Annotated in this window: 14 protein-coding genes and 1 tRNA gene; 4 read left to right on the forward strand and 11 right to left on the reverse strand. The window is 73.5% G+C overall.

Annotation, left to right across the window (positions count from 1 at the left end; genetic code table 11):
- Window positions 1-139 precede the first annotated feature (139 nt).
- Both ACFPLC_RS06970 and ACFPLC_RS06975 read right to left on the reverse strand, forming a co-directional pair.
- Entirely contained in the window at window positions 140-1,855 is a 1,716-nt protein-coding gene (locus ACFPLC_RS06970) for a GTP-binding protein (protein WP_378203074.1), read from the reverse strand.
- Between the two features lie 128 nt (window positions 1,856-1,983).
- The gene (locus tag ACFPLC_RS06975) at window positions 1,984-2,901 is read right to left on the reverse strand and encodes an aminoglycoside phosphotransferase family protein (RefSeq protein ID WP_378203071.1); all 918 of its coding nucleotides are present in this window, start codon (window positions 2,899-2,901) and stop codon (window positions 1,984-1,986) included.
- 50 nt (window positions 2,902-2,951) lie between these two features.
- Here ACFPLC_RS06975 and ACFPLC_RS06980 point away from each other — a divergent pair, with 50 nt between their 5' ends.
- Window positions 2,952-4,028 carry a sensor histidine kinase gene (locus ACFPLC_RS06980; protein WP_378203068.1) on the forward strand — a complete coding sequence of 359 codons (1,077 nt, stop codon included), beginning with the start codon at window positions 2,952-2,954 and terminating at the stop codon, window positions 4,026-4,028.
- Window positions 4,029-4,233: 205 nt separating this feature from the next.
- On the opposite strand, the gene ACFPLC_RS06985 is transcribed toward ACFPLC_RS06980, so the two are convergent.
- The 7 genes from ACFPLC_RS06985 to ACFPLC_RS07015 all read right to left on the reverse strand — a co-directional run bounded on the left by ACFPLC_RS06985 (window position 4,234) and on the right by ACFPLC_RS07015 (window position 11,562).
- Complete coding sequence (locus tag ACFPLC_RS06985; protein WP_378203065.1) at window positions 4,234-4,656, reverse strand: S26 family signal peptidase; 423 nt, start codon at window positions 4,654-4,656, stop codon at window positions 4,234-4,236.
- Complete coding sequence (locus ACFPLC_RS06990) at window positions 4,653-6,467, reverse strand: ABC transporter ATP-binding protein (RefSeq protein WP_378203062.1); 1,815 nt, start codon at window positions 6,465-6,467, stop codon at window positions 4,653-4,655. Before ACFPLC_RS06990 ends, ACFPLC_RS06985 begins: the two co-directional genes overlap by 4 nt.
- Window positions 6,464-6,967 (reverse strand): TlpA disulfide reductase family protein, encoded by a 504-nt coding sequence (locus tag ACFPLC_RS06995; protein ID WP_378203059.1) that lies wholly within the window; start codon window positions 6,965-6,967, stop codon window positions 6,464-6,466. The genes ACFPLC_RS06990 and ACFPLC_RS06995 overlap by 4 nt, the downstream gene beginning before the upstream one ends.
- The gene (locus ACFPLC_RS07000; RefSeq protein WP_378203056.1) at window positions 6,967-7,467 is read right to left on the reverse strand and encodes a MauE/DoxX family redox-associated membrane protein; all 501 of its coding nucleotides are present in this window, start codon (window positions 7,465-7,467) and stop codon (window positions 6,967-6,969) included. The genes ACFPLC_RS06995 and ACFPLC_RS07000 overlap by 1 nt, the downstream gene beginning before the upstream one ends.
- 73 nt (window positions 7,468-7,540) lie before the next feature.
- Window positions 7,541-7,708 carry a hypothetical protein gene (locus ACFPLC_RS07005; protein ID WP_191316100.1) on the reverse strand — a complete coding sequence of 56 codons (168 nt, stop codon included), beginning with the start codon at window positions 7,706-7,708 and terminating at the stop codon, window positions 7,541-7,543.
- A 197-nt stretch (window positions 7,709-7,905) separates the two neighbouring features.
- Window positions 7,906-10,338, reverse strand: coding sequence for a tetratricopeptide repeat protein (locus tag ACFPLC_RS07010; protein WP_378203053.1), 2,433 nt, complete (start codon window positions 10,336-10,338; stop codon window positions 7,906-7,908).
- Between the two features lie 66 nt (window positions 10,339-10,404).
- Window positions 10,405-11,562 (reverse strand): SGNH/GDSL hydrolase family protein, encoded by a 1,158-nt coding sequence (locus tag ACFPLC_RS07015; protein WP_378203050.1) that lies wholly within the window; start codon window positions 11,560-11,562, stop codon window positions 10,405-10,407.
- A gap of 86 nt (window positions 11,563-11,648) precedes the next feature.
- On the opposite strand from ACFPLC_RS07015, the gene ACFPLC_RS07020 reads away from it, so the two are divergent.
- The 3 genes from ACFPLC_RS07020 to ACFPLC_RS07030 all read left to right on the forward strand — a co-directional run bounded on the left by ACFPLC_RS07020 (window position 11,649) and on the right by ACFPLC_RS07030 (window position 17,993).
- Window positions 11,649-14,807, forward strand: coding sequence for an AfsR/SARP family transcriptional regulator (locus ACFPLC_RS07020; protein ID WP_378235734.1), 3,159 nt, complete (start codon window positions 11,649-11,651; stop codon window positions 14,805-14,807).
- A 77-nt stretch (window positions 14,808-14,884) separates the two neighbouring features.
- On the forward strand, window positions 14,885-16,339 hold the full coding sequence (locus tag ACFPLC_RS07025; protein ID WP_378203044.1) for an FAD-dependent monooxygenase: 1,455 nt from the start codon (window positions 14,885-14,887) through the stop codon (window positions 16,337-16,339).
- A 214-nt stretch (window positions 16,340-16,553) separates the two neighbouring features.
- Window positions 16,554-17,993, forward strand: coding sequence for a DUF1996 domain-containing protein (locus tag ACFPLC_RS07030; protein ID WP_378203041.1), 1,440 nt, complete (start codon window positions 16,554-16,556; stop codon window positions 17,991-17,993).
- A 76-nt stretch (window positions 17,994-18,069) separates the two neighbouring features.
- Here the strand turns inward: ACFPLC_RS07030 and ACFPLC_RS07035 are convergent.
- Window positions 18,070-18,146: transfer RNA gene (locus ACFPLC_RS07035), tRNA-Leu, on the reverse strand.
- 10 nt (window positions 18,147-18,156) lie between these two features.
- Complete coding sequence (locus tag ACFPLC_RS07040; RefSeq protein WP_378203038.1) at window positions 18,157-20,121, reverse strand: hypothetical protein; 1,965 nt, start codon at window positions 20,119-20,121, stop codon at window positions 18,157-18,159.
- Window positions 20,122-20,133: the final 12 nt, after the last annotated feature.

The raw sequence follows: 20,133 nt of genomic DNA on the forward strand, positions 1-20,133 counted from the left end.
GCTCTGGGAGCGTTCCCAGAGACCCGTCACACCGTCGCTGCCGGGCCCCGGGTTGTCAATCACCAACGCCGACAAAGGGGCCGAACAGCGTCGGGTGCGTTCCCCCATCGAACGCAGGCGTCTCCTCCGGGCGGAGGCCCTACGGCCGCCACGGCCGGTAGCCGCCGGGCTCGACCGCGAAGACCGCTTCGCCCTGCCCGAGGGCCGGCAGCCGGCGCCGGAAAGCCGTGGTCGCGGCCGCCGGCAGCGTCCCGCTCAGCCGGGCGAGCCCGGCTTCGACCACCGGCGGCTCGCACACGGCCTCGAGCTGGGCCAGCGCGACCACGGCTGCGCCGACGACGTGTTCGGGCACTTCGAGGTCGAACCGGTCCACCGGTTCGTACACGCGGGTCCGCGCCCGCGCGAACGCCAGCGAAAGCAGGCGCGCGGTGGCTTCGCGAAAGTCACCGGCCGTGCTGACCGGCGGCTGGAACCCCGAGTGGGTCAGCGTGACGACGCAGTCGGTGACCTCCCAGCCGTGCGGGCCGCACCCCGCCGTGCGGTACACCGTCTGCTCGATGGCGGTGTGGAAGGCCCGCGGGAGCGAGCCGCGTTCGACGGCCAGCTCGTAGCGGACGCCGCTGCCGATCTCGCCAGGCGCGACCCGCAGCCCGACCGTGGCGACCGGATCGGTCGGACCGAGCCGGTCCAGGAACTGGACCGCTTCCCCCACACCGACGGGCCTTTCGATGTGGACCGGCGCCGGCGGCGCAAACCGGGCGACGAGCCCGAAGTCCTCGCGCAGCCGCTCGAGGAGGACCTCGATCTGGACTTCGCCGTACGTCCGCACCGACAACGCACCGCGGTCGGCCCGCAGGCCCAGCAACGGGTCCTGGTCGCACAGCTCCCGCAACGCCTGGTGCAGCCGGATTTCCTCGCCGGGCCGAGCGGTGACGACCGAAACGAGCCCGGGCGGCGAGAACAACCCGGCGTCCGCCAGGCCGTCCGGCGACCCGAGCCGGTCGTCGACGCGGACGTCACCGAGGCCCGAAAGCCGGACCAGATCGCCCGCGCCCGCGCGAGTGGCTTTGGCGCCCGCGAGCGTCATCGCCGTGACGCGTCGCCGGCTTCGCTCGACCGAGCCGTCTGCGTTCCGCCGGAAGAGCTCCACGCGGTCGCGCACCCGCAGCGTCCCGCCGTGCAGGCGGGCGTAGGCGATCCGGTCGCCGCCGCGGCCGCGTTCGATCTTGAAGACGGTCGCGCGGAGTTCGGAGCCCGGCTCGGGTGCGGGCAGGAAGTCCACGATCCCGGTGACGAGTTCAGCCACGCCGGCGCCGGTCATGGCCGAGCCGAAGAACACCGGGTACGCCTCGCCGGCGGCCACCTGGCTGCGGACGGCGTCCCCGGCCGGCCCCATCGCGGGAGACAGCTTCTTCCGCAGGTCGTCGAGCACCCCGGCCGGATCGACACCGGGCTGGTCGAGCTTGTTGACGAACACCAGCGTCGGCACACCCAGCCGGCGCAGGAGGCGCCAGAGGATCCGGGTGCTCGCCTGGACTCCGGCGGCCCCGGAGACCACCAGCACGACGCCGTCGAGCACGCCGAGCGCCCGTTCGACCTCGGCGACGAAATCGGCGTGCCCCGGCGTGTCGATGACGTTGACCGTCCGGCCACCGGCGCAGAAGGAGACCACGCCGGTGCTGATCGTGATGCCGCGACGCCGTTCGATGTCGAGGGTGTCGGTCTGGGTGTTCCCGTCGTCGACGCGGCCGAGCGCACCGACCGCGCCGGTGTCGAACAGCAGCCGCTCGGTCAGGCTGGTCTTACCGGCGTCGACGTGGGCGAGAATCCCGATGTTGAGGGAGGTTTCGGGCAAGAAGGGCTCCAGGTGCCGCAACGTTGGCTGGGAATCCGGCGGTGTTGCGGAACTGGCGCATGCTGCCCCCTTCGCGAATCGATCAGAGGGGCCGACCGTAGCCGAGGACGCGGTCGGGGACCAAAGGATTAACGGCCGGTCCGGTATTCGGCGAAGATTTCGCCGAGGACGCGGTGCGCGTCTTCGTCATCGGTCCGGGCCGCGGACACGAGCGTTTTCCAGAGCGCCCAGCCGCGTCCGCGCGCCCAGGTGCCGTCGTCGACGGCCAGGTGTTCGCGGAACGCCCGCCGTCCGTCGGCGGTCAGCAGCGTCCAGGCGATGGCCGTGTCGCAGGACGGGTCCCCGACACCGCAGGTCCCGAAGTCGATGACGGCGGTCAGCTCGCCGTCGTCGAGCAGCAGGTTCCCGGCGGCCACGTCGCCGTGGAACCAGGCGTCCCGGCCGTCCCAGCGCGCGGACAATGCGGCCGCCCAGATCTCGCGGGCCAGCCCGGCGTCGATCCGGCCGTCCAGCGCCGCGAGCGCGCGCTCGGCCGACGGCTCGTAGGTGCGCAGGGTGGCGCCCCGGAACCAGTTGTGCTTTCCCGGCTGCGGCCCGTCGGCGGCCTCGACCTCCTGCAGGGCAGCCAGGAACCCGGCCAGGTCGACGGCGAAGCGGACGGGATCGGCGATCCGGTCCCGGCTCGCGGGACGGCCGTCGAGCCACGGCTGGATCGACCACGGAAAGGGATAGCCCGCACCGGGTTTCCCGGCGGCCAGCGGGACCGGAACGGGCAGCGGCAGCCGGGGAGCGAGCACCGGGAGCCAGCGCTGTTCCTTGGCGACGGCCAACGCGTATTCGGCCGCGCTGGGCAGCCGCGCCACCAGGTCATCGCCGACGTGGAAGGTGAAGTTGTCCCAGCCACCGTGCGCCACGGGCCGGACCGGAAGTCCGGCCCACCGCGGGAACTGCTCGCCGACCATCCGGCGCACGGTTTCGGCGTCGACGGCGATCCGCTGCGGCGCGGGCCCGAGATCGGGGACGGGGCGGTTCTCCGGGGTGATCACGGCGGACGAGCATATGCCCGCGATAACCCGCGCTGCCTACGCTTTTCGGCGTGAACAGGCGCCCCGGGCTCAGCGCCCGGCTGAAACTGACCATCAGCTACGCCGCGTTCCTCCTGCTCGCCGGCGCTGTCCTGCTCGCCGTCGTGCAGATGTCCCTGCTGCGGTACGTGCCCGACAACGACCAGGGCCTGCTCGGGATCGCCCCGAACCGCTATCTCCTCACCCGCATGTTCGCTCCCTCCGCGGCCACGGCACTCGGTTTCCTGCTGGTGTTCGGCATGCTGGGCGGCTGGCTCCTGGCCGGCCGGATGCTCGCCCCGCTCACCCGGATTGCGGACGCCGCCCGGCTCGCCGCGCACGGCTCGCTCTCCCACCGCATCCGCCTGACCGGCCCCTCCGACGAGTTCCGCGAGCTCGCCGACGTCTTCGACACGATGCTCGAACGCCTCGAATCCCAGGTCGGCGAGCAGCAGCGGTTCGCCGCGAACGCCTCGCACGAACTGCGGACCCCGCTGGCGATTTCGCAGGCCATCCTCGACGTCGCCGGCCAGGACCCGGCCTACCCCCGCGACGAGCTCGTCGAACGGCTCCGCACGGTGAACACGCGGGCGATCGACCTCACCGAAGCCCTCCTGCTGCTCAGCCGCAGCGACCGGCGGCACTTCACCCGCGAGCCCGTGGACCTTTCCCTCGTGGCCGAAGAAGCCGCCGAAACGCTGTTGCCGCTGGCCGAAGAGCGCCGGATCACCCTCGACGTCACCGGGGAGCCGGTGCACGCGACCGGCTCCGCCGCACTGCTCCTGCGCATGGTGACGAACCTCGTCCAGAACGCGATCGTGCACAACCTCCCGGGCGGCACGGTCACCGTCCACACCGAACGGCGGCGCTACGCGAGCGCGCTGCGGGTCGAGAACACCGGACGGCCGCTGCCGCCGGAGCTGCTGCCGATCCTGACCGAGCCGTTCCAGCGCGGGACCGGGCGCACCCGCACCGACGGGCACGACGGCGTCGGCCTCGGGCTGGCGATCGTGCACAGCATCGTCCGGGCCCACGACGGGATGCTGGAGCTGGAGCCGCGCGAGGCCGGCGGCCTGGTCGTCACGGTCCGGCTCCCCGGCCGCCGGTAGGTGGGCCACCGGCCGGGGTTCGCGAAGGCGGTTGCGCCGGGGCTTCGGCAAAGCGCGTGCGCGCGGCCGACTCACCGATCCGGTCGGCGAACACCGCTGCGGAGGAAGAGTAAATCGCGTTGTTGGTCATACCTCGAGATTACCGGGATTCGAACACGCGTCATCACTCGATCGGGTAGGTCCACATGCGACTGTCCGCCCCCGCTCAAGAGACATGCCGCACCACCACGCCGACCACCCGCTCCCGCGGCACGAACCCGTAGTGGCGCGAATCCCAGCTGCTCGGCCGGTTGTCGCCCAGGACCACGGTGCAGCCGCCCGGCACCACTTCGCCGCCGAGGCCGTGTGCGTCCGGGTCGGCCCAGTCCGGCGGGATGCGGTCGCCCGCCACGGCGACCACGCGTTTGAGCAGCAGCTGGTCCCCCGTCGGCGCGCCGCTCGGCAGCGGCGGGAAGCGCAGCAGGGCCACCTGGCCGCGGCGCGCGCGGCGGGTCCGGCGCACCAGGACCCGGTCGCCGGAGGACAGCGCCGGTTCCATGCTGTGACCGTCCACTGTGGTCATGATCAGCCGGCGGCGGAGGACGACGAAGCCCACGGCCAGCAGCCCGAAGAACACCGTTGCCTTCACGGCACCGCCTGGTATCCGTCGGCCTGCAGGCGGAACAGGCGCGCGTACCCACCGTCGGCGGCGAGCAGGCTTTCGTGCGTGCCCAGCTCGGTGACGCGGCCGCCCTCGAGGACGGCGATGTGGTCGGCGTCGCGCACCGCGCTCAGCCGGTGCGAGATGAGCAGGCTCGTGCGGCCCTGCCGGTGCTCGCGGATGCGCGCGTGCACCTCCTGCTCGGCCTCCGGGTCGAGTCCGGAACTCGGCTCGTCGAGGATCATCAGGTCCCGGCCCTCCCGGACGAGCGAACGAGCCAGCGCCAGCCGCTGCCACTGGCCGCCGGACAGCACCACGCCGGCCGAGGTGCCGATCTCGAAGATGCGGGTGAGCGGCGTGTCGTACCCCTCGGGCAGGGCGGCGATCCGCTCGTGCGCACCCGCGCGTTTCGCCGCTTCCACCAGCCGGTCGCGGTCGGCCATGGCGGACAGCTCGCCGAGCCCGATGTTCTCGGCCGCGGTCATGTCGTAGTTCATGTGGTCCTGGAACACCGCGCTGATCCGGTTGCGCAGCACGGCGGGCGGCAGGTGACGCAGGTCGACGCCGTCCCAGAGGATGCGGCCGCGCGTCGGGTCGTACATGCGGCACAACAGCTTCACGAGCGTGCTCTTGCCCGCGCCGTTGAGACCGACCAAGGCGACCGCCGTGCCGTGCGGGATGGTGAGGTCGACCCCGCGCAGCACCCACGGGTGGTCGTCGCTGTACCGGAACCAGACGTCCCGCAGCTCGATCCCCTGCCGCAGCGGGGGAACCGTGTCACGGGTCCCGCTCGGCAGGTCGGGTTCGGCGTCGACCACGGCGACGTAGTGCGCGAACGACAGCAGCCGGGCCTGGCCGTTGGCGATCGACGACGCCAGCGTGCCCAGCGCCGCCTGCACCCCGGCGACGGCGGCCACGAACATCGAGACGTCGCCGGCGCTGAGCGATCCGTCGCGCGCCGACGTGATGGCCCACCACAGACCCACCCCGGCGACGGCCGCGCTCAGCGCCGTCAGCCCGCCCATGGTCCACAGCTCGCGTTCGTCCATCCGGCGCTGGGCTTCGTTGGCGCTGCGGCGCTCGTCCATCAGCCGGGCGCGCAGGAACGCCCCGATGCCGAACAACCGGATCTCGGTGGCGGCGGGGATGCCGGTGAGCAGCTGGCTGTAGAAGAACTCGCGCCGGGCGAACCGCTCGATGCGCCATTCCACCGCGGCGCGGCGCCGGGCCAGCAGCAGTTCGGCCAGCAGCGCGGGGATCGCGGCGGCCAGCACGACCCCGGTCATCGCCGGGCTCAGCACGAGCAGCGAGCCGAGGAACCCGACGAGGGAAAGCGTTCCGCTGAGCGTGCCGCCGACGCCGTCGACGATCTCCGGCATCCGGCCGCAGCTTTCCTGGGCCAGCCGCAGCCGGTCCTGGTAGGCGGGGTTTTCGAAGGTGCGCAATCCGATCTGGCGGCCCAGCGCCTCGAACAGCCCGTCGGTGGCGACCGTGCTCGCCGCGCGGCCGATCTGCGCGCGGACGTAGTGGGCGACCACGGGCAGCGCGGCGACGGCGAGCCCGGTCAGCACCAGCGCCACGGCGAGGCCGCCGACCGCGCCGGTGCGCTCGACGAGGCGGTCGAGGACGAGCTTGGTCAGCCAGGCGGTGGCGATCGGCGCCGTCGCCGCGGCCGCGGTCATGACCAGCAGGCCCAGCAGCCGCGCCGGGCCGGACCGCCACAGCAGCCGGGCGGCGGCCGCGGCCGCCGCCCGCACCTGGTTCGCGCCGATCCGCCGGTCCGTCTGGCGCACGGTCACCGGACGGCGGGCACGGGCAGCTCGTGCACCCGCCCGGCGGTCGCGACCACCCGCCCGCCGTCGACGACGTACAGCGCGGGCGTCCAGGTGTTGCGGAACGCGGCGGCGACCGGGCCGCCGTCGAGCTCCGCCGTCACCACGTGGGCGACCTCGGCGAGCGCGCGCACGGTGTCCGGCTCGTCGCCCCCGAAGACGGCGAAGACGTTGTCACGGCCCTGCGCGCGGGCGTAGGCGAGGAAGTCCGGCAGGGTTTCGTGGCAGGCGTCGCAGCCGGCCGAGAAGAACGCCACCGTGCCGTTCAGGGTGGCCAGGGTGAGCGGCTCGCCGTCGATCGTGGTGGCGGCGAAGTCGCCGACGGCCGAACCGGGCCGCAGCGCGAAGGGCGGTTCGGGCCTCGCGGCGGGCTGGTTCCGCATCCGGCGCAGGATCCCGATGGTCAAGAGCAGGTTCAGCAGGCACATCAGGCCCAGCAGCACCAGGGTGGCGACGACGTAGGGCATCAGGAACTCCTTGCGAACACGACGGCGATGTCGTCCATGGCGACGACGAGCACGGCCACCACGACCCCGGCGGCGAAGGCCACGGCGGCCCCGGCGGCGGGCGGCAACTGCTCCGGCGCGAGCGCGCCGAGGACGGCGAAGCAGATCAGCAGGGTGTTGCGGACCAGGTGACGCGGGCCGATCGGGGTTTCGGCCGCGCCGAAGCAACGGCACGGGGCACGCCGGCCGCGTCGCAGCGAAGCGGCGATGGCGGTGGTGAAGGCCAGCAGCAACGCCGAGGCGAGGACGAACCCGGCGATCGCGGTGACCAGGACGAGGACGGCGGAGGCGAGTTCGGTGACCACGACGGCCACCGACACCGGCACGACCCACTTCGCGGGCATCGGCACCAGAGCGGGCACCGAACGCGCGAACCCGCGGAAGTCCCGCAGCTTCGAGAGGGACGAAGCGGCGAACACGACGGCGATCAGCGCCGCGCCGAAGGCCCGGAAGTACTCCATGTCGCTCCCTCCACACCGGGTGGTGTCCGCGGGGAAGGATGCGGACACCACCCGGCACGCTCACCGGGGTGGCTCAGCAGCTGCTGCGGACCTTGGACCACTCGCACCCGGTCTGCGGGCAGCAGAAGCGGTACCAGTAGCCGGGGTGGCCCTGTGCGTTGCAGAAGTAGCCGCCACTGCAGGCGGAGGCCTTGGCCGTGGGCACGATCCGGTTGAGCACGCGGTCGATCAGGCGCCCCATGATTTCTCCCTTCGACGGTGGATGTGTCCGAGGAGCGGGAGCGTTTCCGCCATCCCGCGCCGGCTGCGAGCATTGCGGTCGGCGGCGTCTCCGGGCAGCAATCCCGGACGAACCCGGACGCCGCCCGGCCGACCCGCCCCTCGCCGCGGAATCACCTGTCTCCGGGGTGATCTGCTCCGATTTCGACAGATCGGTCGTCAGCCACCCGCCGCCAGCGACCACCCCAGGCCCGCGGTGATCTCCGGCGACTCCGGCAGGCCCAGCTCCCGGTGGTGCTCCCGGGCCGCAAGCCAGTGGTGGCGGGCGCCTTCGAGGTCTCCCGACGCGGTCAGCGCCCGGGCCAGGCCCGTGTGCGCCCGCGCGGCCGCGTGCAGGCTCCCCAGGTCCACCGCGATGGCCAGCGCGCACTCGTGCGTGGTCCGCGCGTGGTCCGTCCGGCCGAGCTCCAGCGACGCGTCCGCGAGGCACAGCAGCGCCTCCACGTGCAGATCGCGGTCGCCCGCTTGCTCGGCGATCGCCGTCGCGCGGCGGAAGTAGCCGCACGCCTCCGCGTGGCTGCCCGACCGCAGGTGCGTGTCGCCGATGTTGAGCAGGCTGCGGCCGGTGTCGCACAGGTCGCCGGTCTCCTGGTCGATGGCCAGCGCCTTCGTGTGGATCTCCAGTGCCTCGGCGTACCAGCCCAGCCGTCCGTGGACGAAGCCGAGGTTGGTCAGCGCGGTGCGCTCGCCCGCCCGGTCGCCCAGCTCGCGCGCCAGCGCCAGCGCCTCCCGCAGGAATCCCGCCGATCGCGCGAAATCGGCGTTCCAGGAGGCGATCGCGCCCAGCGTGCCGAGCGCCCGGCACTCGCCGGAGCGGTCGCCCGCGCCGCGGAAGCACTCCAGCGCCGCCTCGACGTGCCGCGTGGCCACGTCGTAGCGGCCGACCTGGCTGTGGGTGGCCCCGAGGCTCACCAGCGCGTGCCCGCGGACGGCCGGGTCCGCCGACTCCGCCGCGCTCGTGTGCAGGACCAGCGCCTCGCTGATGTAGCCGCCGGTCTGCAGGTACCGGAACAGCAGCCGGGACAGCAGCCCCGCGTGCCCGGACGGGACGCCCTGGACGCCGGCGCCGACCAGGTTGGCCCGTTCGGCGTCCAGCCAGGCGGTCGCCGGCTCGCGGTCGGTCAGCGGCGGGATCGGCAGGCCGGGGTCGGGGACGCGCGGCCGGTAGGCACGCATCCGGGGCGCGTACTGGTCCATCGCGGCGGCGGTGGCGAACGTGTAGTAGTCGAGCAGCCGGGTCAGCGCCGCCTTGCGGCCGGCGGGCGCGTCCTCGTCCTGCGCCCGTGCCATCCCGAACGCGCGGATGAGGTCGTGCAGCTCGAACCGGCCCGCCTCCCCGCGGCGCACCAGGCTGGTCGCGACGAGCCGATCCGCGGTCCGGGTCGCCTCGGCCAGCCCGGTACCGGCGAGCGCGGCGACGCCGTAGGCGTCCAGATCCGCGCCGGGGTGCAGGGCCAGCAGCCGCAGCACCCGCCGCTGCGGCTCGGCGAGCTGGTCGTAGGAGAGGCTGATCGACGCGTCCACGGCGTTGTCGAGCCGCAGGTGCGCGCGCCGCTGCTCGAGCCGCTCCAGGTGGTCGGCCAGCAGCCACGACCGGTGGGCGGGCGCGGTCATCCACAACGCGGCGAGGCTCAGCGCGAGCGGCAGCCGACCCAGTTCCGCGGTGATCCGCCGGGCCACGCCGGGCGCCTGGTCGATGCGGTCCGCGCCGACGGTGTGCCGCAGGTACGCGAGCGCGTCGTCCGGGCTCAGCACGTCCAGCGGCACGGGCGTGGCGCCGGCCAGTCCGGGCAGCGCCAGCCTGCTGGTGACGAGCACCGGCCCGCCCCGCTCGTCGGGCAGCAGGGGCCGGACCTGGTCCTCGCTGCCCGCGTTGTCGAGGACGACCAGCAGGCGCCGCCCGGCCGAGCGCTCCTGGTAGACGCGGGTCTTGCCCGCCAGGTCGGCGGGGACTGCGTGCCCGGGGACGCCGAGCAGCCGCAGAAACGAGTCGAGCACCGCGGCCGGGTCCACCGGCGGGCGGCCGGGGTCGGGGTGGAACCCGCGCAGGTTCACGAAGAGCGCGTTGTCGCACCGGCCGGTGCGAAGGAGCTCGTGACCGGCCTGGACGGCCAGCCCGGTCTTGCCGACCCCGGCCATGCCCGCGATCGCCGCCACCCGCCCGCCCGCGCCGTCGCCGAGGACGGTGGCCAGCCGCGCGAGTTCCGCCCGGCGCCCGGTGAAGTGCGCGACCGCCTCCGGCAGGCCGAGCTGGGCCTGCACGAAGGTGGCCGCCTCCGCGCGGCCGCGGACCGCCCGCAGCACGTCCTGCCAGCCGGCGACGTAACCCTGGTCCGGGTGGAGCACCTCGACCACGGCCAGCAGCAGATCGGTGTTGGGCCGGGCCCGGCCGGCCTTGAAGCAGTCGGCGACGGTCGTGCGGGCGGTCCGCTCCCCGGGCGGCCGTCCGGCAGCCGTCCAGAGCCGGTTGACCCGCTCGGCGATCTGCGCGTACGACGGGCCGCCCGCCCACGCCTTGAGCAGCCGCAGCTGCGCGATGAGCTCGGCCAGCGTGCGTGCCTGACCGGGATCCGGGGGTTCGGTGAACGCCATCCCGCCATGGTGACCGCGTTCCCCGGCCCGCGGACCGGTTTTCCGGAGTTGGCCGCGGGTTCGCGCTCAGTCGAAAAGCGACAAGTCGACAGAGTCGGCCAGCGCCCGGTAACCCGCGTCGCTGCCGTGCAGGTGGTCGCCGGAGTGGAACTCCGCCCGGATCCGGCTGGGGTGCCGCGGGTCGCGCCAGACGGCGTCGAAGTCCAGCACCGCGTCGAACGCGCCGGCGGTCCGGATCCACTCGTTCACCACCTGACGGGCGAGTTCGGCTTCGGGCGTGTAGGCCTCCGAGCCCTCGAAGGGCGCGATCGTGGTGGCGCAGACCCGCACCCCGCGTTCGCGCGCCCGCGCCACCAGTTGCCGGTAGCCGGCGATGACGTCGTCCGTCGTCACCGGTGCGCCGGGGAACATCTTCAGGAAGTCGGCCAGCGGGCCGTCGTCGCGCGGGGCGCAGGAGATCGCGATGTCGTTGCCGCCCACCGAAACCACGACCCAGCCGAGGCCCGGCGTCGCCAGCACGTCCCGGTCGAAGCGGGCCAGCACCGAGGTCCCGACGCCGTCGTTGAGCATCCGGTTGCCGCTGATGCCCTGGTTGACGACGAAGCCGGCGCCGCGCGCGGCCAGCAGTTCCGGCCAGCTGTGGTGGGTGTCCGGAGTGGACCCGGCACCGTCGGTGCGCGAGTCGCCGACCACGACGACGGCCGAGGCGGGCTCGTCGCGGAGCACGTCGACCGCGGAAAGCAGCGCCCGCACCGGAAGGATCGACGCGTCGCCCGGCAGTGCGGGAGCGGCGACGGCGTCACCCGGGATCGTCCAGCCGGTGTCGAGCACCGGGTCGTGGCACGTAACGGTTTCCACGCGCTCCGGCAGGTAGAGGCTGATGGACAGCTCGCTCAACGCCGCCGCGGGCAGCGTCACCGGATCACTCGGCACCGGTGCACCGGCGGGGATGGTGACGGACGGGGCACCGGAGAACGTCAGCTCCCGTGCGTCCCGCACCCCGCCGCCGGGCACGGCGAAGCCCACCCGCGCCGCGCCGATGGTGACGGGCGCGGTCCCGAACTCGTTGGTGAAGCGGACGCGCACCCGGTGCCCGCCGCCGCTGAGCCGCACCACCTGGCGGAGCGTCACGCCGGCGAGCGGCGGGTGGTCGTCGAGCGAGCCCAGCCCGTCGTGCGCGGATTGGGGCGCGGCGCCCCAGCTGCGAACCCAGCCGATGTTCATCTGTTGCCTCCATGGGTCGAACCGACCTCCGAAGGCTGCGGGGGACCGCTCACACGCGACGCACACGGCGCTGACACGATCGACGCATGGACGGGCTGCACATCACGCTGCTGGGCACGTTCCGCGTGTCCCGCGGGGACGTGGTCCTGCCCGTGCCGGGCGCGCGGCTGCAGGCCCTGCTCGTCCGGCTGGCGCTCGCCGGGGGACGCGCGGTCGAGCCGGGCGTGCTGGTCGACGCCGTGTGGGGCGACGCGCCGCCGTCGGGCACCACCTCGGCCTTGCAGACCCTCGTCTCCCGGCTGCGCCGCGCCCTGACCGCGGCCGACGGCGTGCTCGTGCAGGCCGACGGGGGCTACCGGCTGACGGTGGACACCGTGGACGCGGTGCGCTTCGAAGAGCTCGCCGCGGCGGGCCGGGAGCGGTTGCGGGCCGGGGACGCGCACGCCGCGAACGCCGTGCTTACCGAGGCCGTGGCGTTGTGGGGCGAGCCCGCGCCGATCGCCGCCGTCGCCCCGGCGGTGGCGACCCGGCTCACCCGGCTGTCGATCGAGGCCGCCGCCGACCTCGCCGAAGCGGAATTGTCGCTGGGACGCGCCGAAGCGGCCGCCGGACGGCTGAGCGCGTTACTGGCCGAGCACCCGGCGCACGAACGCGCGGCGGGCCTGCTGATGGACGCACTCGCCGCGCAAGGACGTCAGGCCGAAGCGCTGACCGTGTACGAGCGGGTCCGGCAGAACCTGGCCGAAACGCTCGGCGCCGACCCCGGCACCGCCTTGCGGGAACGTCACCTGCGCCTGTTGCAACCGGCGCCCGCACCGGACCGGCCTCGGCCCGCGCCCTTGCCCGCGCCGGTGACCAGCTTCATCGGCCGTGACGACGACCTCGCACGCGTCGCCGCCCTGCTCACGACGGGCCGCCTGGTCACCGTCCTCGGCCCCGGCGGCGCCGGCAAGACCCGGCTCGCGCTGGAGGCGGCCCGCCGCCACGGCCACGACGTCCGGCTCGTCGACCTCGCGTCCGTCACCGAACCGGCGAAGGTCGGGCCGGCCGTGCTCGCCGGGATCGGCCTGCGCGGCAACGCGCTGTTCGACGCCCGCAGGCGCGCCGGGAGCGACGTGCTGGACGTGCTCGCCGTCGAGCTCGGCGGCCGGGACTGCCTGCTGCTGCTCGACAACTGCGAGCACCTGATCGACGCCGTGGCCCGGCTGGTCGCGACGCTGCTGCCCCGCTGCCCGGCCCTGCGGGTGCTCGCCACCAGCCGTGAACCCCTGGCCGTGGACGGCGAAGCGCTCGTGCCGCTGGGACCGCTCGCTTTGCCCGGCCTGGACGACGACGTCCGCGAGGTGGCGTCGGTGCGCCTGTTCACCGAGCGGGCCGCCGCCGTGCGTCCTGGGTTCGCCGTCGACGAGACCACGCGGGCGGACATCGTGCGCGTGGTGCGCGGCCTGGACGGCCTGCCGCTGGCGCTCGAGCTGGCCGCCGCCCGGTTGCGGACGCTGTCGCTGCCCGACCTGGCCGACGGGCTCGCCGACCGGTTCCGGCTCCTCACCACCGGCAGCCGCACCGCGCCGCCGCGGCACCGCACCCTGCGTGCGGTCATCGCGTGGAGCTGGGAGCTGCTCGACGAGCGCGAACGCACGGTCGCGGACCGGATTTCCGTCCTGCCCGGCGGCGTCACGCCCGCCTCGGCCGCCGCCGTCTGCGCGGGCACCGGCGTGCGGGCCGACGAGCTCCCCGAACTGCTCGCCGCCCTCGTCGACCGGTCGCTGCTGCAGCTGGCGCCCGGCAGCCGTTACCGCATGCTCGAAACCATCCGCGAGTACGGCATCGACCGCCTGACCGGCACCGGCGACCTCGGCCGGGTCCGCGACCTGGCCGCCGCGCACTTCGCCGCGCTGGTGACCCGCCACGACGCCGAGCTGCGCGGGCCCGGCCAGCCGGCGGCGATGGAAGTCATCGCCGCGGAGTACGACAACACGCTCGCCGCCCTGCGTCACCGGTGCGCCTCCCGCGACTCCCCCGCCGCGATCGCGCTGGCACTGGGACTGACCTGGTACTGGCAGATGTTCGGCCGGGACGCCGACGCCGGTCACTGGCTGGGCGAAGCCTTGGCGGTGCCCGGCGGCGAGCCGACGCCCGAACGGGACTGCGCCCGGGCCGCCCACCTGCTCAACCGGGCCGACATCCTGTCCGGGATCACCCCCGGGGAAGCCGCGGACGACCGCGCCGGGATGCGCGAGCTGGCCGCCCGCCTGTCGGCGCATCCGGGGCTGCCGAGTCACCACCGCGTGTTCGGCCCGATGCTGCTTTTCCTGCTGGGCGACGAAACCGCGCTCCCGAAGTTCCGGCAGCTGGCCGACGGCGACGACGCGTGGCTGTCCGGGCTGGCCCACCGGTTCCAGGCCGAGATCGCCGAGAACGCGGGCGAACTCGAGCGGGTGCGCGTGCACGTCGAGGCGGCGCTGGCCGGTTTCCGGCGGGCCGGCGACCGGTGGGGCCGGGCGGCGACCCTGCCGATGCGCGCCCAGCTGCGGCGTTACGACGATCTCGACGGCGCACTGGCCGATCTGCGCGAAGCCCGGGCGCTGGCGGGCGAGTTCGGCTCGCTCAGCCTCGGCGACCGACTCTACACCGACCTGCGCTGGATCGACCTGCACATCCGGCGCGGCGAAACCGGCCGGGCGCTGGCGATGATCGGCGCCACCCGGGAGCGGGTGCGGCGCTCGTCGACGGCGGACATGCCGGTCCTGATCGACGGCTGGGAGGCCGGCCTGCGGGTGCGCCTCGGCGACCTGCGGGAGGCCGGCGCCCTGCTCGACGACGCCGAACGCCGTCTGCTCGGCGACACCGGGTTCCCCTCCGACCACGCCCGGACGCTGCTCGCCGGCGCGCGATCCGCGCTCTGCCTGGCCCGGGGCGACCGAGCCGGCGCGGCCGAGGCCGTGCGCGAGGCGTACGCCGCCGCGCTGGCGGCCCGGGACCTGCCGATCCTGTCGCTGGTGACGGTCCACACGGCCGCCCTCGCCGCAGCGCTCGGGCGGCCGCGCGAGTCGGCCGTGCTGCTCGGCGCCGCGGCCCGGCTGCGTGGCGCGCACGACCGCACCGATCCGCAGGTCCGCGAGCTCACCGGCCGGGGCCGGACCGAGCTGGGCGAGGACGGGTTCGCCGTGGCGTACGCGAAAGGCTGGGCGTTGGACGCCCAGTCGGCGCTCGCCGCGGCCGACCCGGCCCGGCTCGCGCTGTGAGCGCGGTGTGCGCGCCGTGTGAGTGACGGCGGTCAGGCTCGGGGTCACCTTCAGTACCTCGAGAAAGCGGGTTTGTCGTGCATGACGTGGTGATCGCAGGGGCAGGCCCGGTCGGGCTGTTCCTCGCCTGCGAACTCGGCCTCGCCGGCCGGTCGGTGCTGGTGCTCGAACGGGAGCCGGAGCCGCGTTCGCCGTGGCGGAGCTTCCCGCTCGGCATGCGGGGCCTGTCGGGCGGGTCGGCCGAGGCGTTCCACCGCCGTGGGCTGCTGCCCGCGCTGCTGGCCGCGTCCGATGTGGACGAACGACCCGAGGCGATCGCGCCGCGCTCGGTCGGCCACTTCGCCGGAACGCCCCTCGACCCGGCCGACGTCGACCTGGCCCGGCTGCCCTACCGGCTGCCGAGCCCGGCGCTCGACGGGTTCATGACCAGCCTCGAGGCGGTGGAGTCGGTGCTGGCCGGACGGGCGGGCGAACTCGGCGTCGAGATCCGCCGCGGCGTCGCGGTCACGGGCGTCGACCAGGACGGCTCGTCCGTGGTCGCCCGGGCCGGTGCGCAGGAGTTCCGGGCCCGCTGGCTCGTCGGCTGCGACGGCGGCCGCAGCACGGTCCGGCGGCTGGCGGGCTTCGATTTCGCGGGCACCGAGCCGCAGCTGACCGGCTACCTCGCGCTGGCCACGCTCGCCGATCCCGGGGTCCTCCGGCGGGGCTTCACCGTGACCTCGCAGGGCATGTACGTGACGATGTCCGAGCCGGGCCACCTCGGCGTGCTGGACTTCGACGGCGGGGCGTACGACCGTTCCCGGCCGCCGAGCCGCGAGCACCTCGAGGCGGTGCTGCGCCGCGTGTCCGGCACCGACGTGACGCTCACCGAGGTCCACCTGGCCTCCAGCTTCACAGATCGGGCGAAGCAGGCGACCACGTACCGCCGGGGCCGGGTCCTGCTGGCCGGGGACGCGGCGCACATCCACTCCCCGCTGGGCGGCCAGGGCTTGAACCTCGGCCTCGGCGACGCGATGAACCTGGGCTGGAAGCTGGCGGCGACGGCGGCCGGCACCGCACCCGCCGGCCTCCTCGACACGTACACGGCTGAACGCCACCCGGTCGGGGAACGGGTGCTCGACTGGTCCCGGGCCCAGGTGGCGGTGATGCGGCCGGACCCGCATTCCCGCGCCGCCCGGTCGGTGCTCGGCGACCTCCTCGCCACCCGCGACGGGACGACGTACGTGTTCGAGCGCACCTCGGGGACGTCACTGCGCTACTTCGGCGAACACCACCTAGCGGGGCACAACGCGCCGGATTTCGTGCTGGCGGACGGCACTCGCCTCGCCGACCTGCTGCACGACGGCCGGGGTGTCGCCTTGGACTTCACCGGCCGGCTCCGCGCGGCCGGAGACCGGATCCGGTACGTCGCCGGCCCGGCCCGGGACGACCTGGGGTTCGGCGCGGTGCTGGTCCGGCCGGACGGAATCGTCGCGTGGGCCGGCGAGCCGGACGCGGATTCCTTCGAAGAAGCCGTGCGCCGCTGGTTCTGAGTCTTCGATAACGAAAAGGTAACGCCGCGATGGCGGTTTGAACCCCTCGTCCGAATTGCCCGTTTCAGCCTACGTCGGGACCAGTGGCTCGGAGGACCGATCCTCCGGCCGCTCCCCCGGGTCCCGCACGTCCGGACCGGACGTGTCGCTGGTCGCTGCCCGAGCCGCGCGTCACCTTGCCGCGCCCGGGAAACCGAACGAGGTGAACAACTCCATGCCCCGAAAACCCGCCACGGGACGGCACCGCATCACCCGCCGCACCAAGCTCGCCACCCTCGGACTGGGCTTGGCGCTGGCCGCCGGCGCCTTGGTCGTCGCCACCACCACCGGCGGCACCGGTACCGCCGGAGCGTCCGAAGTGGACAAGTCGTTCTTCGTCGACATCACGAAGGTGCCGAAGGGGACGAACGTCGACCAGGCGCTGCAGCGCCAAGGCGCCCGCGGCACCTTCACCGTGGACTGCGGCCGCAACGAGAACCAGCACTTCAACCCCGACAACTTCATCGCCCAGCCCGGCGTCCGCAACGGCGCCGAGCACCTGCACGACTACGTCGGCAACCTCTCGACCAACGCCGACTCCACCAACGAAAGCCTCGCGAAGGCCGGCACCACCTGCAAGAACGGCGACAAGTCGACGTACTTCTGGCCGGTCGTGCGCATCGACACCGAGGAAGACGACGAGAACCCGCCGGCCAAGGACGTCTCCGCCGATCGCGAGCGGGCGAAGCAGGAGAAGGCCGGGACGCAGGTCGACTGCCCCGACGTGGCCAGCAAGCTCGCCGACGTCCCCGACCCGGCCGCCGCCGAGGTCGAGCGCGACCTCGACCTGCTCGACAACCAGGTCGAGGAGGCGAACACCCGGATCGCGGGCGGGGACCTGAAGTCGGAGCAGGACGTCCGCAACGCCGTCCTGAACCCCCTGGGCGACAAGCGCAAGGCGACCATCGACCGCATCGCCATCGCCATCGGCCGGACCGGCGCGCAGCCGGAGGACCTCGGCGGCCTGGCGGCGTGTGCCCTGAAGAAGAACGGCCAGGGCGGCCTCGACAACGGCGGCGGCAACAGCAACGGCCGGCCGGCCGAGCTGCCGGGCGTCAACGAGGACAACGAGATCGGCGACAACGAGGGGGAAATCCAGCGCGTCGAGCGGGCCGACCTGACGTTCACCAGCGGCGGCGCCCGCCGGGTCGTGGCGATGCCGCAGTTCCTCCGGATCCTGTACGGCGACGCCAAGCAGACCACGAACGGCCCGGCCAACGTCCGGCCGAGATGGACGTGCAGCGGGTTCGAGGACCGGCTCACCGACAAGTACCCGATCTGTCCCGAGGGCAGCAAGGTGAAGCGTATCCACAGTTTCCCGAATTGCTGGGACGGCAAGAACATCGACAGCGCCAACCACCGCACGCACATCGTGTTCGCCGACCGGCAGGGCAGGTGCCCCCAGGGCTTCAAGAACGTCCCGCAGCTGCGGATCACGCTGACCTACGACATTCCGCGGGACGTCCAGGTCAACGGCCAGTACAAAGTGGACGCCTTCGAGCAGGAGAACCACAACCCGCGTTCGGACCACGACGACTTCGCCAACGTCATGGGCCAGCGCCTGATGAACCAGGTGGTCCGCTGCATCAACAGCGGCAAACGGTGCTCGCAGTGATTTCCGCGGGGTAGCCGCGGCTCAGGGCCGAAGAGCGTCGGCGCTTTTCGGCCCTGAGCGCGCGTGCGGATGCTGCTGGTGCCCCCGACGGGACTCGAACCCGCACTGAATCGATTTTAAGTCGACTGCCTCTGCCGATTGGGCTACGGGGGCACCGCACACTCTAGGTGATTGCGCCGGGCGTGTGTCCGGCGCCGCGCTCTTGGCTGTCCAGGAGGCCCGGGCCGTGCTCGGCTCGGCGCCAGTCCTCCGATCGGCGGCGGCGGCGCTCCTGCTCCCGCACGATCCAGTCGCGACCCTCCGCCGAGACCGCCTCCAGCACGTGCAGTGCTCCCGCGATGCCCGAGGACTCCAGTGCGATGCGCTGCAGCATCGCCTCGTTCTCCAGATTCTCGTCCGTCAGGCCTTCGAAGCCCTCGGCGACGACCGAAATCTGCTCGCCGCTGACGAGCGTCAGGCGGAACGCCCTCTTCCGGACCGACTGGGTCTGCTGGAGCACTGCGTTGTCGCCGTTGAGGATCTGGTAGTGCCAGCCGTCCGCGTAACGGACGCCCACTTCGGCGACGCGGGCTGCGGAGACCGAGTCGTAGCGGAAGGACGTGCGGCGCTCGTCGTGGACGTCGGCCTTGAGGAAGTCCAGGTCCACCTCGATCTCGCGGACGCCGCTGTGGGTTAGGAGGAACACCAGGATCACGTAGCGGGAGTAGCGCATCGGGCCGCCGAGGACGCGGGCGCGGCGGGCGTTGGCCGCGCCCTCCGTCAGGACCACGTGCGCCACCAGGTCCCGGTTGGTCAGGGCGCAGCGGCGCAGTGCCTCGGTCTTGAGGTGGGACTTGTCCAGGTCGAGCCACCACGCCATCTCGGCGTCGTCCGGCCGGTCCGCGAGCACCTGTGCCCACTCCGCGTACGCCTGCTCCTCCTCCTTCAGCAGCCGGCTGCCGCGTTCGTTCTCCTCGGCCTGGAACTGGTGGGCCACCATGATCTTCAAGCCGTGCTTCACCGCGAAGAAGCCACCTACGCCCATGAAGATCGCCGCTCCGACGAAGCCGCCCTGGCCGCCGAGCATGATCAGGGCCCCGACGACCGCGACGGCGATCCCCGCGCGGTGGACGAGGACGCTGGACGCGGACGGGCGGACCTCGTCGCGGTAGGCGAACAGGGTGCCGTTCCGCCACTGCGCGGCCACCCGCCGCGCGTGCCACCGGATCAGCCAGTTCACCGCTCCGGCTTCCACCTGCGCGTTGCCGAACAGGGTCACGAACCGCCACTTGTAGTACTCGCAGATGCCGCGCGTGTCGTGCACCCAGCTGCCCGGCGTGTGCGGCCGCGCGTCCCAGAAGCGCGCCTCCACCAGCTTGTGGATCTGTTCGACGAACCGGGTCGACACCCAGTGGCCGGGCGAGGCGGTGGCCTGGAACTGCAGCGGGATGCCGTGCTCGCGGTCGCGGGCGACCAGCCGCATCGTCCCCAGCTGCTGCTCGCGGCCCGCCCAGAGCGCGCCGGCGAACCCGGCCGCCATGACCAGCAGGGCGGGGATGCCGACCGCCGGCCTGCCGTCGCCGAACCCGCTGAGGAAGGCGATGACGCCGAAGAGCACGCTCGCCGCGCCGAGGCCCGCCTTCACCCATTCCGCCGAAGGGATGGCCGCGCGTGCGGGCACGAAGTACCGCGGCACCGCGGGATCCGGCTCGAAGAACTTCCACGCCCGGCCCACCCGGTCGTGCTCGAGCCGCTCGGTCCGGACGCGCTGGGCGTCCACGGCGTCCACGCTGTCCTGGAGCGCGCCGCCGAGGACGAGGGCGAGGTGCCGGGTGATCTCGTTCTGCCGGTCGCGGGGCAGGTCCTGCAGGTTCGCCATGGCCTTCGCCAGGTCGGGGGCGTCCGGGGAGCTGCCCATCTCCTGCCGCCACACGAAGGACATGAGTTCCCACACCACGCCCAGGGCGCCACGCCACTCGTCGTGGGCGAACCGGCGGGCCGTGAGGTCAGCCATCCGGAACCGCGCGTACACGTCGTCGCTGATCTCGTTGAGCGACCGGTCGCTGAGCACGGCCAAGGCGTAGTAGTAGGCCAGCTCGGTGGACGCGTGCCCGTGCTGCAGCAGCTCCTGGAAGAGCGACTCGGCCATGCGCGGAGTTCC

It is taken from the genome of Amycolatopsis plumensis, from assembly GCF_042652605.1.
Taxonomy (GTDB): domain Bacteria; phylum Actinomycetota; class Actinomycetes; order Mycobacteriales; family Pseudonocardiaceae; genus Amycolatopsis; species Amycolatopsis plumensis.

Excerpts from the sequence above, each read along its gene's own strand:
- ACFPLC_RS06995 (WP_378203059.1), bottom strand. The coding sequence starts at position 6,967 with ATGCCCTACGTCGTCGCCACCCTGGTGCTGCTGGGCCTGATGTGCCTG.
- ACFPLC_RS07000 (WP_378203056.1), bottom strand. The coding sequence starts at position 7,467 with ATGGAGTACTTCCGGGCCTTCGGCGCGGCGCTGATCGCCGTCGTGTTC.
- ACFPLC_RS07005 (WP_191316100.1), bottom strand. The coding sequence starts at position 7,708 with ATGGGGCGCCTGATCGACCGCGTGCTCAACCGGATCGTGCCCACGGCC.
- ACFPLC_RS07010 (WP_378203053.1), bottom strand. The coding sequence starts at position 10,338 with ATGGCGTTCACCGAACCCCCGGATCCCGGTCAGGCACGCACGCTGGCC.
- ACFPLC_RS07015 (WP_378203050.1), bottom strand. The coding sequence starts at position 11,562 with ATGAACATCGGCTGGGTTCGCAGCTGGGGCGCCGCGCCCCAATCCGCG.
- ACFPLC_RS07020 (WP_378235734.1), top strand. The coding sequence starts at position 11,649 with ATGGACGGGCTGCACATCACGCTGCTGGGCACGTTCCGCGTGTCCCGC.
- ACFPLC_RS07030 (WP_378203041.1), top strand. The coding sequence starts at position 16,554 with ATGCCCCGAAAACCCGCCACGGGACGGCACCGCATCACCCGCCGCACC.
- ACFPLC_RS07040 (WP_378203038.1), bottom strand. The coding sequence starts at position 20,121 with ATGGCCGAGTCGCTCTTCCAGGAGCTGCTGCAGCACGGGCACGCGTCC.